Source organism: Ramlibacter pinisoli (assembly GCF_009758015.1).
GTDB classification, from domain to species: domain Bacteria; phylum Pseudomonadota; class Gammaproteobacteria; order Burkholderiales; family Burkholderiaceae_C; genus Ramlibacter; species Ramlibacter pinisoli.
This window is the reverse complement of sequence record NZ_WSEL01000003.1, coordinates 1763003-1777067: the sequence shown is the minus strand read 5'-3', so window position 1 is coordinate 1777067 and position 14065 is coordinate 1763003. Positions and strand designations below refer to the sequence as shown.

Genomic DNA, 14065 nt, shown 5'->3' with positions numbered 1-14065 from the left:
GTACTCAGGTGCCGACGTCCTTGTGCTTGTCGGCCTCGGTGGTGAAGGCGTCGGCGTGGAACTCCTCGGCCGGCAAACCGCAGCGCTCGGCGAACTCCGCCCGGGCCGAATCCACCACGATGGGCGCGCCGCAGGCATACACCTGGTGGGCCGACAGGTCCGGGAAGTCCTCCATCACCGCCTTGTGGACGAACCCGGTGCGGCCGGTCCAGTCGTCCTCGGGCAGGGCGTTGGAGACCACCGGCACGTACGTGAGGCTGCCCATCTCGGCGCACTTGGCCTTGACCCAGTCGTCCAGGTACAGGTCGGCCGGCCGCCGCCCGCCCCAGTACAGCACCGCCGGCCGGTCGATGCCCTTGAACTGCAGGTGCTCGATGATGGCCTTGATGGGCGCGAAGCCGGTGCCCGACGCCAGCAGCACCATGGGCTTGTCGGAGTCCTCGCGCAGGTAGAAGCTGCCGTAGGGGCCCTCCACGCGCAGGATTTCCTTTTCCTTCATGGCGCCGAACACGTGGTCGGTGAACTTGCCGCCCGGCATGTGGCGGATGTGCAGTTCTACATGCGGGCCGTTGTGCGGCGCGTTGGCCATCGAGTAGCTGCGGCGTGCGCCGTCGCGCAGGATGAACTCCACGTACTGGCCGGCGTGGTAGCGCATGGTGTCGTTGGCCGGCAGCTGCAGCTTGACCACCATCACGTCGTGCGACTTCTTCTCCAGCGCCAGCACGCGCGAGGGCATCTTCTTGATCGGGAACGCGCTCTCGTCGGTGACCTGGCGCGATTCGAGCACCACGTCGGACAGGGCGACGGCGCTGCAGGTGAGCACGTAGCCGTTGGCTTCCTCTTCGGCCGTCAGGGCCTTGCTCTGGTGGACGCGGTGGTGCACCTCGCCCTCGAGCTTCTTGCACTTGCAGGATCCGCAGGCGCCGTCCTTGCAGCCGTAGGGAAGGCCGATACCCTGGCGGATGGCCGCGGCCAGCAGGAACTCGTCGGCGTTGGCGGTGAAGGCGCGCCCGCTGGGCTGCACGGTCACCTGGAACGGGCCTGCGGCGGCCGGGGCGCTGGTCATGGGTTGGTTATCCTGTCGAAGCTGGTCTTCACGCGTTTCACTTCGTATTTTGCCTTCGAACCAGACCCCCCTCGGCGCGCTGCCGGCGCGCTTCCGGCGCGAGCGCGTGCTCGTGGTCGGCTGCGGCGACGTCGGCCTGCGCGTCGCCCGCGCGCTCGGGCCGCGGGTGCGCCTGCTCGCGCTCACCTCCTCGCCGCAGCGGGTGGCCGGGTTGCGGGCCCAGGGCATCGTGCCGCTGCAGGGCAACCTCGACCAGCCGGCGACGCTGGCGCGGCTGGCCGCGCTGGGCACGCGCGTCGTGCACCTGGCGCCGCCACCGGCCGAGGGCGACGAGGCCTGGTGGCGCGATGCCCGCACGACGGCCCTGCTGGCCGCGCTGCGCCTGCGCACGCCGCCGGCATCGCTGGTCTACGGCTCGACCTCCGGGGTGTACGGCGACTGCGGCGGTGCGCGCGTCACCGAGGCGCGGGCGGTGTCCCCGGCCACGCCGCGGGCGCAGCGGCGCGTCAATGCCGAAGCCGCGGTGCGCCACTTCGGCCGCGTCGCCCAGGTGCGCGCCAGCATCCTGCGCATCCCCGGCATCTACGCGCCCGATCGCGAAGGCGGCACCCCGCGCGAGCGGCTGCGCAAGGGCACGCCAGTGCTGGTGGCGCAGGACGACGTCTACACCAACCACATCCATGCCGACGACCTGGCCCGGGCCGTCGTGGCGGCGCTGTGGCGCGGGCGGCCGTTGCGCGTGGTCCACGCCAGCGACGACTCCGAACTGAAAATGGGCGACTACTTCGACCTGGCGGCCGACCTGTACCGGCTGCCGCGGCCACCGCGGGTGGCCCGCAGCACGGCGCAGGATGAACTGCCGCTCATGCTCCTGAGCTTCATGGGCGAGTCGCGCCGCCTGGACAACACGCGACTGAAGCGTGAACTGCGCGTGCAACTGCGCTATCCCACCGTGCACACCGGGCTGCTCGCGCCGGGGCGCTGACCCGGCCGGAGGCGGTCAACCCGCTAGGGCACAATTTGCGCAATCCCCCGCTTTTCCACCTCCATGACCGACGTCTCCCACATCGCCGCGCGTGACAAGGCCGAGATCCTGGCCCAGGCGCTGCCCTACATCCGCCAGTTCCATGGCAAGACCATGGTGATCAAGTACGGCGGCAACGCCATGACCGACCCGGAGCTGCAGGCCGACTTCGCCGAGGACATCGTGCTGCTCAAGCTGGTGGGCATGAACCCGGTGGTGGTGCACGGCGGCGGCCCGCAGATCGAGCAGGCGCTCAACCGGCTCGGCAAGAAGGGCGAATTCATCCAGGGCATGCGCGTGACCGACGCCGAGACCATGGAGGTCGTCGAGTGGGTGCTGGCCGGCGAGGTGCAGCAGGACATCGTGGGCTTCATCCACAAGGCCGGCGGCAGGGCCGTGGGCCTGACCGGGCGCGACGGCGGCCTGATGCGGGCGCGCAAGCTCCGGATGGTCGACAACAAGGATCCCTCCAAGGAACACGACGTCGGCCAGGTGGGCGACATCGTCGAGATCGACCCCGGCGTGGTGCGCGCGCTGCTGGAGGACCACTTCATCCCCGTGGTCAGCCCGATCGGCTTTGGCGACGAGAACGAGAGCTACAACATCAATGCCGACGTCGTGGCCGGCAAGCTGGCCACGGTGCTGCGGGCCGAGAAGCTGGTGCTGCTGACCAACACGCCGGGCGTGCTGGACAAGAACGGCCGGCTGCTCACCGACCTGACCGCCCGCGAGATCGACGCCCTGTTCGCCGACGGCACCATCTCGGGCGGCATGCTGCCCAAGATCAGCGGCGCACTCGACGCCGCCAAGAGCGGCGTGAACTCGGTCCACATCATCGACGGCCGGGTGCCGCACTCGATGCTGCTCGAGATCCTGACCGACCAGGCCTACGGGACGATGATCCGGTCGAAATGACTCTGTCCCGACATGCCCCCGCCACCAGCGGGCAGGCAGCCGGATGGCGGTGAACTGACATGCGGCTGCTCCTGGTGGAAGACGACGTGATGGTCGCCAGCGGCATCAAGCTGGGCCTCACCGATGCCGGCTACGCGGTCGACTGGGTCGGCAGCGGCGAGCGCGCTGAGGAAGTGCTGCGCACCGAGCCGTTCGACGCCGCCATCATCGACATCGGCCTGCCGCACATGGACGGCCTGGAACTGACCCGCCGCCTGCGCAAGCCCGAGATGGCCAGCCGGCAGATGCCGGTGCTCATCCTCACCGCCCGCGACGCCCTGCAGGACCGGGTGCAGGGCCTGGACCTGGGCGCCGACGACTACATGGTCAAGCCGTTCGAGCTGCCCGAGCTGCTGGCGCGGCTGCGAGCGCTGCTGCGGCGCTCGCAGGCGGCCACCAGCGCCGTGCTCAGCTTCGGCCCGATCGAGCTCGACACGGCCAACCGGCGCGCCAGTGCCACCCGCGGCAGCCAGAAGGTGGCCATCGAGCTCGGCCCGCGCGAGTGGACCGTCATGGAATACCTCCTGATCCACGCCCCCAAGCCGGCCAGCAAGGAAAAGCTGCTGCAGGCGCTGACCGGCTGGGACAAGGAGATCACGCCCAACGCGGTCGAGGTCTACATCTCGCGCCTGCGCGGCAAGCTCGAGCCGCACGGGGTCGCGTTGCGCTCGATCCGGGGCTTCGGCTACCGGCTGGAGTTGCAGGGCACCACGGCGCCGTGATGGTCCGCTGGCCGCGCCGCCGCGGCGGGACCCGCATGCTGTCCGGCCTGCGGCGGCGGCTGCTGGTCATGCTGCTGGCGCCGCTGGTCGTGCTGGCGCTGCTCAATGCCTGGTTCGACTACCGCTCGGCCGACAACGTCGCGCTGCAGCAGGACAAGCGGCTGGCGGCCCTGGTGCCGCTGGTGGCCGACTCGGTGATCGCCGAGGGCGCCCGCGCCGGCGGCCCGCCGGTGATCCTGCTGGCGCCGGCGCTCGAGCAGTTCCTCAACGACCGGGGCGGCTTCGCCTCCTGGAGCCTGACCGACCCCGACGGCCAGCTGCTGGTGGGCGAGCACTGGCTGGCCTCGCTGCCGCCCAGCGATGCCGAGCCCGAGTTCCACAGCGAGGAGGATGGCGGCGTCACCTTCCGCATCGTCCGCCAGCGTCAGCAGACCGTCATCGGCGAGGTGGTGGTGGCCATCGCCGACGGCTCGGACCCGCGCCAGCAGTGGGCCCGCTCCATCGTGCTGAAGGTGCTGCTGCCCAACCTGGTGCTGATCGCGGCGGCGGCGTTCGCGGTCGGCTGGGCGGTGGAGCGCGCCCTGAAGCCGCTGCTCGACCTGAAGGACGCGGTCGAGCGCCGGTCGCCGCGCGACCTGAGCGCCATCGACGAGGACGCCTCGCCGGAGGAGGCGCGGCCCCTGGTGCAATCGCTCAACCGGCTGTTCGGCCTGGTCAACGCGCAGGCCGAAAGCCAGCGCCGCTTCGTCGCCGATGCCGCCCACCAGCTGCGCACGCCGCTGGCCGGCCTGCAGGCGCAGGTCGAGGCCTGGGCGCAGGCGGCCAATGCGGCCGGCCGCGGCGGCGCCGTCGAGCTGCAGCGCGACCAGGTCTACAAGCTGCGCAGCGCCACCCGGCGCACCTCGCAGCTGGCCAACCAGCTGCTGGCGCTGTCGCGCGCCGACGCCCGCACCATGCAGTCGCAGCCGATGCAGCGGGTCGACCTGAAGGCGCTTTGCGAGGACATGCTGCAGGCGCACCTGGACGCCGCCTCGGCCAAGCGGCTGGACCTGGGGCTGGATGCCGAACCGGTTCAGGTGATGGGGCACGAGTGGCTGCTGCGCGAGCTGCTGTCCAACCTGGTGGACAACGCGGTGCGCTACACGCCCGATGGCGGCACCGTCACCATCCGCTGCGGCCGGCGCGACACCGGCGCCTTCCTCGAGGTGGAGGACGACGGGCCCGGCGTGCCGCCGCACGAGCGCGCCCGGGTGCTGGAGCGGTTCTACCGGGTCCAGGGCACGGTCGGCGAGGGCAACGGCCTGGGCCTGGCCATCGCGCAGGAGATCGCCCGCGTGCACCACAGCCAGCTCGAACTGGGCGCGGGCGACGGCGGCCGCGGGTTGCGGGTCACGCTGCCGCTCCAGCGCGGGCTTCCCTTCGCCTCGTTGTAAGTGCGCACTTGGGCGCAAGGCCGCGCCTTCACAGGGCAGCGTGCGGGAGAACCCTGCCCATCGGTGTGCGAGAATGGTTTCAACCCATCCGTTGTCCAGCCATGCCCGACGCCGAGATCAGCTCCCCCGACAGTCCCGTTGCACCCGCAGCGGCGGTTCCCCGCAAGCGCCCCAAGCCCGGCGAGCGGCGCGTCCAGATCCTGCAGGCGCTGGCCATGATGCTGGAGCAGCCCGGCGCCGACCGCATCACCACTGCCGCGCTGGCAGCCCGGCTGGACGTCAGCGAAGCGGCCCTCTACCGCCACTTCGCCAGCAAGGCCCAGATGTTCGAGGGCCTGATCGAATTCATCGAGCAGAGCGTCTTCACCCTGGTCAACCAGATCCAGGAGCGCGCCGGCAACGGCGAGGCCGACACCGGCGCCCGCCAGGCCGCCCGCATCGTCGCCATGCTGGTGCAGTTCGCCGAGAAGAACCCCGGCATGACGCGCGTCATGGTCGGCGACGCGCTGGTCTACGAGAACGAGCGGCTGCAGCAGCGCATGAACCAGTTCTTCGACAAGATCGAGGCCACGCTGCGCCAGAGCCTGCGCGGCGCCGCCGACAGCGAGGGCTCGGCCACGCCGACGCTGGACGCCCAGGTGCGCGCCTCCATGCTCACCGCGTTCGTGGTCGGGCGGCTGCAGCGCTTCGCCCGCTCGGGATTCCGCCGCAGCCCGTCGGAGCACCTCGACGCCAGCCTCGCCTGCATGCTCTAGCGGATTCCCGGGCGTGCTGCAGGTCCGCCTCGCCGGCGAGGACGTGCTGCTGCATCCGAGCGGCGCGCTGTTCCTGCCCGGCCACGACACCCTGCTGGTGGCCGACGCCCATGTCGGCAAGGCGGTGAGCTACCGCATGCTGGGCGTGCCGGTGCCCGAGGCCACCACCGGCGCCACCCTGGCGGCGCTGGATGCCGCCGTCGCGCAGACCGGCGCCCGCCAGGTCGTGTTCCTCGGCGACTTCCTGCACTCGGCCCGCTCGCATGCGCGCGACACCCTGGCCAGCCTGCGCCAGTGGCGGGGCCGCCAGCCGGCGCTCGGCCTGCGGCTGGTGCGCGGCAACCACGACGACCGCGCCGGCGACCCGCCGCCCGACCTGGACATCGCCGCCAGCGACGAGCCGTGCCGCCTCGGCCCCTTCGCCCTGTGCCACCACCCCAAGCCGGTGGCCGGCGCCTACGTGCTGGCCGGCCACTGGCACCCCTGCGTCAGCGTGCGCGGTCGCGCCTTCGAGCGCCTGCGCCTGCCCTGTTTCTGGCTCGGCGACGACAGCGGCGCGCAGCCCGGACGGGCGGTCGGGGTGCTGCCGGCCTTCGGCAGCTTCACCGGCATGCACCGCATCGAGCCGGCCGCGGGCGACCGCATCTTTCCAGTGGCCGACGGGACGGTGCGCGCGCTGCCGCCGGTGCCGTCCGACTGAGCGCCCACGGCTGAGCGTCGGCGGGCAAGCTGCGCAAGATGCGGCGGCGGCCCACAAGCGCGGCTGTCGGCCGCCGCTCCAATGGTTGGGGGTCCGCCCGCCGGCGGACGGGAGCAAGGCGATGCAGCGCAACAGCTTGGTGGCCGCGGTCGCGGCCGCACTGGCCCTGGGATGCCTGTCGGGCTGCGGCGGCGGCGTGGCCACCGGCACCGACCCCGGCCGCACGCTGGCGGTGGCCGACCCGTCCGCCGACCGCACCGTCACGGCGGTCAGCCTGTTCGACGCCGTGGCCGGTGTCGAGCGCATGCTGGCCGCGTCCAACGGCTACTCCGTCATCGAAGGGCCGTCGGGGGTGGACGTCACCAGCGCCTGCGCCGGCGGCGGCACGATCCGGGTGCGCAAGGTCACCGCGACGACGGCCGAGCTGTCCCCGGCGGATTGCCGGCTGCGCACCGACGACACGCTGGTCTACGCGGGCACCTGGCGGTTCACCGTCACGAGCTCCAGCTTCGGCGCGAGCGGCGCCTGTCCGGCCGGGACGGTCTGCCAGCTGGCGGCCACCATCGACCTGTCGACCGCGCGCTACGGCTACGGCAGCGCGACCGAGCGGGTGGTGGGCACGCAGTACCAGTCGGTGACCGACGCGGCCGGCTTCCGCCGGGCGCTGGTGCGGGCCGGCGGCGAGACCCTGCCCAGCCTGGACGCGACCGTGCTGGCCGGCACGCTCGACAACCTGGTGATGCGCCTGCCGGGCGCCGTCGACTGGCAGATCATCGGCGACGTCACGCGCCAGACCCTGCAGGTGGCCAGCCCGTTCGGTGCCACCCTGGTGCTGGGCCCGAGCATCAGCGCGACCTTCGACGACAACCGGGACGGCGTCACCGACAGGACGGCGACCGTTCCCTGGTCGGCGTTCCTGCCGTGAGCGGCTAGGCCAGCCCGACCTTCCGGCCGGCGGCCTGGATCTCGGCCCAGGTGGTGTCGTCGATGGCGATGCCGTCGCGGGCGCGCTCGGCGCGGGCGGCGCGCTCGGGCTCCCCGGCCAGCAGCACGCCGTCGGTGCCGGCCGCGGCGGGGCTCTGCCGCAGCCAGTCGACGAAGGCCAGCGCCTCCTGCGCGAAGGCGTTGGCCGTGCCCAGCTTCACCGGGTCGACCAGCACCGTGAACATGCCGTTGAGCACGGCCCGGGCGGCGTCGGCCGGCCGGTGCCAGGTGCCGCTGCCGGTGAGCGCGCCCCCCAGCAGCTCGCAGGCGACGGCCATGCCATAGCCCTTGTGCTCGCCGAAGGGCATCAGGGCGCCGAAGCCACCGCGCGGCTGCTGCACCACGACCACCCCGGGATCGGTGGTCGGGCGGCCGTCCTCGTCGATGAGGGTGCCGGGCTCGATCCGGCGGCCCTCGTTGTGGGCGACGCGCATCTTGCCCTGCGCGACCCGGCTGGTGGCGAAGTCGAGCACGAACGGCTCGCGACCGGCCAGCGGCACGCCGATGCAGCACGGGTTGGTGCCGAAGCGGCCGTCGCCGCCCTGGAACGGCGCCACCACCGGACGCGACAGCACGTTGACGAAGTGGACCGACACCAGCCCCTGCGCCACCGCCATTTCGGCGAAATGCCCGATGCGCCCCAGGTGGTGCGCATGGGCCAGGGCCAGGATGCAGCTGCCCAGGCTCTTCGCGCGTTCGATGGCGAGTTGCATCGCCTGTTCGCCGACGACCTGGCCGTAGCCGCGCCCGCCTTCGACGCTGAGCAGCGCGCCGGCGTCGAGCGTGACCCGGGCGGCGGTGTTGGGCTTGAGGCCGCCTTCGAGCACCGCGTCGACGTAGCGCGGCACCATGCCGACGCCGTGCGAGTCGTGGCCCGAGAGGTTGGCCAGCACCAGGTTGGCGGCCACGGTCCGGGCCTCGGCCGCGCTGCTGCCGGCGGCTCGGAGGATGGCGTCGACGCGCGCCTCGAGTTCCTGCGGGGACAGGGTGATGGCCATGGCTACATCACCGCCCCGACCTGCCACGGCACGAACTCGTTCTGTCCGTAGCCGTGACGCTCGCTCTTGCTGTGCTCGCCCGACGCGGTGGCCAGCACCAGCCGGAAGATGCGCTCGCCCATCTGCTGCACCGACGACGTGCCGTCGATGATCTCGCCGCAGTTGATGTCCATGTCCTCTTCCTGGCGCTGCCACAGCGCGCTGTTGGTCGCCAGCTTGAGCGAGGGCGATGGCGCGCAGCCGTAGGCCGAGCCGCGCCCGGTGGTGAAGCAGATCATGTTGGCCCCGCCGGCCACCTGGCCGGTGGCGCTGACCGGGTCGTAGCCGGGGGTGTCCATGTAGACGAAGCCGTGCGCCGTGACCGGCTCGGCGTACTCGTACACCGCCTGCAGGTTGGTGGTGCCGCCCTTGGCGACGGCGCCGAGCGACTTCTCCAGGATGGTGGTCAGCCCGCCGGCCTTGTTGCCGGGCGAGGGGTTGTTGTTCATCTCGCCGGAGTTGATGCGGGTGTAGTCCTCCCACCACTTGATGCGCGAGATCAGCTTCTCGCCCACGTCGCGCCGGACGGCGCGGCGGGTGAGCAGGTGTTCGGCGCCGTAGATCTCGGGCGTCTCCGACAGGATGGCCGTGCCGCCGTGCGCCACCAGCAGGTCGACCGCGGCGCCCAGCGCCGGGTTGGCGCTGATGCCCGAGTAGCCGTCCGAGCCGCCGCATTGCAGGCCGATCGTGATGTGCTCGGCGCCGCACGGCTCGCGCTTGACGCGGTTGGCGGCCGGCAGCATCTCGCGCACCAGCGCGATGCCCTTCTCGACCGTCTTGCGGGTGCCGCCCGTGTCCTGGATGTTGAACACGCGCAGCGTGTCGCCTTCGCGCAGGCTGCTGTGCGCCAGCCAGGCGTTGATCTGGTTGGCCTCGCAGCCCAGGCCGACCACGACGACGCCCCAGAAGTTCGCGTGGGTGGCGTAGCCGGCCAGCGTGCGCTCCAGCAGCTGCATGCCCAGGCCCTCGGTGTCCATGCCGCAGCCGGTGCCGTGGGTGAGGGCGACCACGCCGTCGATGTTGGGATAGTCGGCCAGCGCACCCGGGTTGCTCTGGCGCGAGAAGTGGTCGGCGATGGCGCGCGCGGCGGTCGCCGAGCAGTTGACGCTGGACAGCACGCCGATGTAGTTGCGGGTGGCGACCCGGCCGTCGGCGCGCCGGATGCCCAGGAAGGTGGCCTCGCGGCGGCCCGGCTCGGGCTTGACGTCGGCGCCGAAGGCGTAGTCGCGCGCAAAGGCGCCGCCTTCGGCCCCCACGCCCAGGTTGTGCGTGTGCACATGGTCGCCGGCCGCGATGGGCTTGCTGGCGAAACCGATGATCTGGTTGTAGCGGCGCACCGGCTGGCCCGGAGCGATGTCGCGCAGGGCGACCTTGTGGCCGGGAGGCACCAGGCCGCGGACCTGGACGCCTTCGACGGTGGTGCCGCCCACGAGCTGCGAGCGGGCGATCAGGACATCGTCCTGGGGATGGAGGCGGATGAAGGGGGTCATGTCAGTAGAACATCTTCGGCAGCCAGAGCACCAGCTTGGGGAAGTACGTGATGATGCCCAGCGACAGCAGCAGCGGCACCAGCCACGGCAGGATGGCCATCGTCGTGCGCTCGACCGACAACTTTGCCACGCGCGCCAGCACGAACAGCACCATGCCCATGGGCGGGTGCAGCAGGCCGATCATCAGGTTGAGCACCATCACCAGGCCGAAGTGGACCAGGTCGATGCCCAGCTGCTGGCAGATCGGCACCAGGATGGGCACCAGGATCGTGATGGCCGCCGTCGGTTCCAGGAAGCAGCCGACGAACAGCATCAGCGCGTTGGCCAGCAGCAGGAACACCCAGGGTTCCTTGGTGAAGGCCAGCACCCATTGCGCGATGGCCGCGGTGACGCCGGTGGCGGTGAGCATCCAGCCGAAGATGCTGGCCGCCGCGACGATGAGCAGCACGGTGGAGGTGGTCTCGACGGTGTCCAGGCAGACCTTCACGAACATCTTCCAGGTCAGCGTGCGGTACCAGGCGAAGCCCAGCACCATGGCCCAGATGCAGGCCGCGATGGCGCCTTCGGTGGGGGTGAACAGGCCGGTGGTCATGCCGCCGATGAGCAGCACCGGCGTCATGATCGGCAGCACCGCCTGGAAGCGGAACACGCGGTCCATGCCGAACAGAACCACCAGCCCGGCGGCCACCGTGGCCTGCGCGGGCAGGCCGGCCTTCACGATCAGCAGCCACAGCGCCAGCGGCCAGCCGACCACGACCGCCGTCTCGCCGACGGCCTTGCCCAGGCGGCCCCATTCGAAGGCGATGTCGCCGCCCCAGCCGTTCTTGTGCGCGAAGTAGGCAACGGTGAGCATCATCAGCACCGCCATCAGCACGCCCGGCAGGATGCCGGCCAGGAACAGCGCGCCGACGCTGACGTTGGCCATCATCCCGTAGATCACGAAGGGCAGCGACGGCGGGATGATGGGGCCCAGGGTGGCCGAGGCGGCGGTGACGCCGACCGCGAACTCGGTCTCGTAGCCATGATCCTTCATGGCCTTGATCTCGATGGTGCCCAGGCCGGCGGCGTCGGCGATGGCCGTGCCGCTCATGCCGGCGAACACCACCGAGCCGACCACGTTGACGTGGCCCAGCCCGCCCTTGAGCCAGCCCACCAGCGCCAGGGCGTAGTTGTAGATGCGGTTGGTGATGCCGGCGTTGTTCATCAGGTTGCCGGCCAGGATGAAGAACGGCACCGCCAGCAACGGGAAGCTGTCGATGCCGCTGACCATGCGGTGGATGACGACGAAGCCGGGCAGGGTGCTGTCGGACAGCAGGATGAACAGCAGGGCCGAGCCGGCCATCGCGACGGCCACCGGCAGGCCGCTGGCCATCAGGCCGAGGAAGATGATCTTGAGCATGGGTGTTCTTCTCGTGGGCGGGGGTTCAGCGGTCGTCCATGGTGGATTCCGGCCGCTCCAGCACGGAGTAGCCGCGCCGCCAGTGGGTGCGCGCGACGAGCACCGAGCGCACCGCCATGGCCGCGAACCCGAGCAGGCAGACGCCGTACACGTAGTTCATCGGCAGGTCGACCATGGTCATGCGCGAGTTGCTGCCCAGCTTGAGCATCATCATCACCGTCAGCACCGTGGCCGCCGCGAAGAAGGTGATGCGCAGCACGTCGACGGCCGTGGCCAGCAGCCGGCTGAAGCCGGCCGGCATGTAGCGGTAGAAGAAGTCGACCTGGATGTGGTTGTTCTTGACCACCCCGATGGTCGCGCCCGTGAACACGGTGGCGATCAGCAGGTAGCGGGCGATCTCCTCGGTCCAGGCGGCCGAGTCGTTGAACACGTAGCGGGTGATGAACTGGTAGAACACCACGCTCCCCAGGATCCAGAAGAACGCCAGCGCCACCCAGGCCTCCGGCGGGGTGCCGGACAGCACCACGGCTTCGTCCTGGGCATGGAATTCCCCGTCGTCGCCCATGACGCGGGGCATGTCGTCGATGCTGCTGGTGGCAGCGGTTCCGAGGTCGGCTGACATCGCTTGAGTCTCCTGCAAGGGGGCGGCCGGGCCGTGCCGGCCCGGGGCTCTGGTCGGTCGCGGCTTACTTCAGGCCGACGACGCGGTCCCAGTCCTTCTTGTCCAGCTTCATCGATTCGAAGCTGATGGCCTTGAGCACGCGTTGCTGGAAGTCGTTGCGGTCGACGGTGACGACGTTCACGCCCTTCTTCTTGAACTCGTCGACCAGTTCACCCTCGCGCTTGCGGATGTCGTTGGTGGCCTTCTCCGCGGCTTCCTGCGTGACTTCCACCAGGATCTTCTGCTCGGCCGGCGACAGCTTGCCCAGCAACGTGGGCGAGACGATGGTGAGCAGCGAGTCGGCGATGTGGCCGGTCAGGATGATGTTCTTCTGCACCTCGAAGAACTTCTTGGCCTCGATGGTGGGCAGCGGGTTCTCCTGCGCGTCGACGGTGCCGTTCTGCAGCGCCAGGTAGACCTCGGCGAACGCGATCGGCGTCGGGTTGGCGCCGCAGGCACGGGGCAGGGCGGTGTAGGCCGGCGCGTCGGGCACCCGCATCTTCAGGCCCTTCATCTCGTCGCAGGTCTTGAACAGCTTGTTGCTGGTGGCGTGGCGGGCCCCGTAGTACGTGAGCGCCGTGACGGTGTTGCCGGTGGCCTTCTTGTAGCCCTCGGCGAGCTCCTTGAAGACGTCGCTCTTGCTGTACTTGATGACGTGGTCGGCGTCACGGAAGGTGAACGGGTAGTAGCTGACCGCCAGGCGCGGGAACGAGGTGGCTGCGAACGAGGCGCCGGTCAGGATGATGTCCACCGTGCCCAGCTGCAGGCCCTGGTTGATCTCGCTTTCCTTGCCCAGGCTGGAAGCCGGGAACACCTGGATCTCGTACTTGCCGTTGGTGCGCTTCTTGAATTCCTCGCCGGCCCACACCGACCACTTGTGGTACGGCTCGGAGGTCTCGTAGACGTGGGCCCACTTGAGCTTGGTCTGTGCGAACGCGGGCGCGGCCACCGCGGCCGCGAGGGCGCAGGCGGCGACGAGTTTCAGGGTGAGTCGCTTGTGCATCGGTCTGTCTCCTTTGTCGTTGGGGGTTCTGGCGTCAGGAACTGTTGGCGCGGCGCCAGCTCGCGCTGTAACGGGCATAGGCCTTCTTCAGGTGGTGCTGCATGGCGGCGCGGGCGGCGTTGTCGTCGTGCTGCCGGATGGCCTCGAGCACCTGCTCGTGCTCGCCGATCGCGGCGCTCCACGAGGCCGCGTTCTCGAAGTAGTCGCTCATCCGTTCGAACAGCACGCCGCTGCGCGCGTCCCAGTAGCTCACCACGGTGTCGTGCAGCACGCCGTTGCCGCAGGCAGCGGCGATGGCCGAGTGGAAGGCGCCGTCGCCCTCGCGCGGGACGATGCCGGCCGCGGCGGCATCGCGCATCTGCTGGAGGGCCTCGGCCATGGCCGCGATCTGCGCCTTGCGCGCGTGGCGCGCGGCCAGCGCAGCGACCTCGCCCTCGACCAGTTCGCGCGCCCGCATCAGTTCGAGCGGGCCCCATTCGGCGGCTGCGGCCGTGGCGGCGTGGCCCGGGGGCTTGCTGTTCAGCCTGGCGCCGGCCGGCGGGCGCACGTAGACGCCGGAGCCGATGCGCACTTCCACCAGGCCCTCGACCTCCAGCGCGATCAGCGCCTCGCGCACCGAGGGGCGGCTCACGCCCAGCTGGCGCGCCAGGTCCCGTTCGGCCGGCAGGCGGCTGCCGGTGTCGAACTCGCCCTTGCCGATGAGCGAACGCAACTGCTCGGCGATCTGCCGGTACAGGCGTTGCGATTCGACGGCTTGCAGTGGCATCGTTGGGGGGCGGCCAGCCACTAAGGGTTCGCCATGACTGGCCAAGTGGTCAGGCCAATTAATATCCGTCC

General features: G+C 70.7%; 14 protein-coding genes. 7 read left to right on the top strand and 7 right to left on the bottom strand.

What is annotated here, in order from left to right; all coding sequences use genetic code 11:
- Positions 1–4 precede the first annotated feature (4 nt).
- The gene (locus GON04_RS09780) at positions 5–1066 is read right to left on the bottom strand and encodes a CDP-6-deoxy-delta-3,4-glucoseen reductase (protein WP_157397705.1); all 1062 of its coding nucleotides are present in this window, start codon (positions 1064–1066) and stop codon (positions 5–7) included.
- A 49-nt stretch (positions 1067–1115) separates the two neighbouring features.
- Here GON04_RS09780 and GON04_RS09775 point away from each other — a divergent pair, with 49 nt between their 5' ends.
- The 7 genes from GON04_RS09775 (at position 1116) to GON04_RS09745 (ending at position 7579) form a co-directional block, all read left to right on the top strand.
- Positions 1116–2051: an NAD-dependent epimerase/dehydratase family protein gene (locus GON04_RS09775; protein WP_157397704.1), complete on the top strand. Its 936-nt coding sequence runs from the start codon at positions 1116–1118 to the stop codon at positions 2049–2051.
- A 63-nt stretch (positions 2052–2114) separates the two neighbouring features.
- A complete protein-coding gene (gene argB / locus GON04_RS09770; RefSeq protein WP_157397703.1) occupies positions 2115–3005 on the top strand; it encodes an acetylglutamate kinase in 891 nt (296 codons plus the stop codon).
- Between the two features lie 59 nt (positions 3006–3064).
- Complete coding sequence (locus GON04_RS09765; protein ID WP_157397702.1) at positions 3065–3766, top strand: response regulator transcription factor; 702 nt, start codon at positions 3065–3067, stop codon at positions 3764–3766.
- Between the two features lie 35 nt (positions 3767–3801).
- The gene (locus tag GON04_RS09760) at positions 3802–5199 is read left to right on the top strand and encodes a sensor histidine kinase (RefSeq protein ID WP_157397701.1); all 1398 of its coding nucleotides are present in this window, start codon (positions 3802–3804) and stop codon (positions 5197–5199) included.
- Between the two features lie 101 nt (positions 5200–5300).
- Positions 5301–5954, top strand: a complete 654-nt coding sequence (slmA, locus tag GON04_RS09755; RefSeq protein ID WP_157397700.1) for a nucleoid occlusion factor SlmA — start codon at positions 5301–5303, stop codon at positions 5952–5954.
- Positions 5955–5967: 13 nt separating this feature from the next.
- A complete protein-coding gene (pdeM, locus tag GON04_RS09750; protein ID WP_181653973.1) occupies positions 5968–6654 on the top strand; it encodes a ligase-associated DNA damage response endonuclease PdeM in 687 nt (228 codons plus the stop codon).
- Positions 6655–6775: 121 nt separating this feature from the next.
- A complete protein-coding gene (locus GON04_RS09745) occupies positions 6776–7579 on the top strand; it encodes a hypothetical protein (protein ID WP_157397699.1) in 804 nt (267 codons plus the stop codon).
- Between the two features lie 4 nt (positions 7580–7583).
- Here GON04_RS09745 and GON04_RS09740 read toward each other — a convergent pair whose 3' ends face one another.
- The 6 genes from GON04_RS09740 to GON04_RS09715 all read right to left on the bottom strand — a co-directional run bounded on the left by GON04_RS09740 (position 7584) and on the right by GON04_RS09715 (position 13994).
- Positions 7584–8636 carry a malate/lactate/ureidoglycolate dehydrogenase gene (locus tag GON04_RS09740; RefSeq protein ID WP_157397698.1) on the bottom strand — a complete coding sequence of 351 codons (1053 nt, stop codon included), beginning with the start codon at positions 8634–8636 and terminating at the stop codon, positions 7584–7586.
- 2 nt (positions 8637–8638) lie between these two features.
- Positions 8639–10165, bottom strand: coding sequence for a UxaA family hydrolase (locus GON04_RS09735; RefSeq protein WP_157397697.1), 1527 nt, complete (start codon positions 10163–10165; stop codon positions 8639–8641).
- A gap of 1 nt (position 10166) precedes the next feature.
- On the bottom strand, positions 10167–11564 hold the full coding sequence (locus GON04_RS09730) for a TRAP transporter large permease (protein WP_157397696.1): 1398 nt from the start codon (positions 11562–11564) through the stop codon (positions 10167–10169).
- Positions 11565–11589: 25 nt separating this feature from the next.
- On the bottom strand, positions 11590–12186 hold the full coding sequence (locus GON04_RS09725) for a TRAP transporter small permease (protein ID WP_157397695.1): 597 nt from the start codon (positions 12184–12186) through the stop codon (positions 11590–11592).
- Between the two features lie 64 nt (positions 12187–12250).
- Complete coding sequence (locus GON04_RS09720; RefSeq protein ID WP_157397694.1) at positions 12251–13228, bottom strand: sialic acid TRAP transporter substrate-binding protein SiaP; 978 nt, start codon at positions 13226–13228, stop codon at positions 12251–12253.
- A 34-nt stretch (positions 13229–13262) separates the two neighbouring features.
- Positions 13263–13994: a FadR/GntR family transcriptional regulator gene (locus GON04_RS09715; protein ID WP_157397693.1), complete on the bottom strand. Its 732-nt coding sequence runs from the start codon at positions 13992–13994 to the stop codon at positions 13263–13265.
- Positions 13995–14065: the final 71 nt, after the last annotated feature.

Coding starts and splice junctions, on each gene's coding strand:
- GON04_RS09745 (WP_157397699.1), top strand. CDS start 6,776: ATGCAGCGCAACAGCTTGGTGGCCGCGGTCGCGGCCGCACTGGCCCTG.
- GON04_RS09765 (WP_157397702.1), top strand. CDS start 3,065: ATGCGGCTGCTCCTGGTGGAAGACGACGTGATGGTCGCCAGCGGCATC.
- GON04_RS09760 (WP_157397701.1), top strand. CDS start 3,802: ATGCTGTCCGGCCTGCGGCGGCGGCTGCTGGTCATGCTGCTGGCGCCG.
- GON04_RS09740 (WP_157397698.1), bottom strand. CDS start 8,636: ATGGCCATCACCCTGTCCCCGCAGGAACTCGAGGCGCGCGTCGACGCC.
- argB (WP_157397703.1), top strand. CDS start 2,115: ATGACCGACGTCTCCCACATCGCCGCGCGTGACAAGGCCGAGATCCTG.
- GON04_RS09720 (WP_157397694.1), bottom strand. CDS start 13,228: ATGCACAAGCGACTCACCCTGAAACTCGTCGCCGCCTGCGCCCTCGCG.
- GON04_RS09735 (WP_157397697.1), bottom strand. CDS start 10,165: ATGACCCCCTTCATCCGCCTCCATCCCCAGGACGATGTCCTGATCGCC.
- GON04_RS09780 (WP_157397705.1), bottom strand. CDS start 1,066: ATGACCAGCGCCCCGGCCGCCGCAGGCCCGTTCCAGGTGACCGTGCAG.
- slmA (WP_157397700.1), top strand. CDS start 5,301: ATGCCCGACGCCGAGATCAGCTCCCCCGACAGTCCCGTTGCACCCGCA.
- GON04_RS09715 (WP_157397693.1), bottom strand. CDS start 13,994: ATGCCACTGCAAGCCGTCGAATCGCAACGCCTGTACCGGCAGATCGCC.
- GON04_RS09725 (WP_157397695.1), bottom strand. CDS start 12,186: ATGTCAGCCGACCTCGGAACCGCTGCCACCAGCAGCATCGACGACATG.
- GON04_RS09730 (WP_157397696.1), bottom strand. CDS start 11,564: ATGCTCAAGATCATCTTCCTCGGCCTGATGGCCAGCGGCCTGCCGGTG.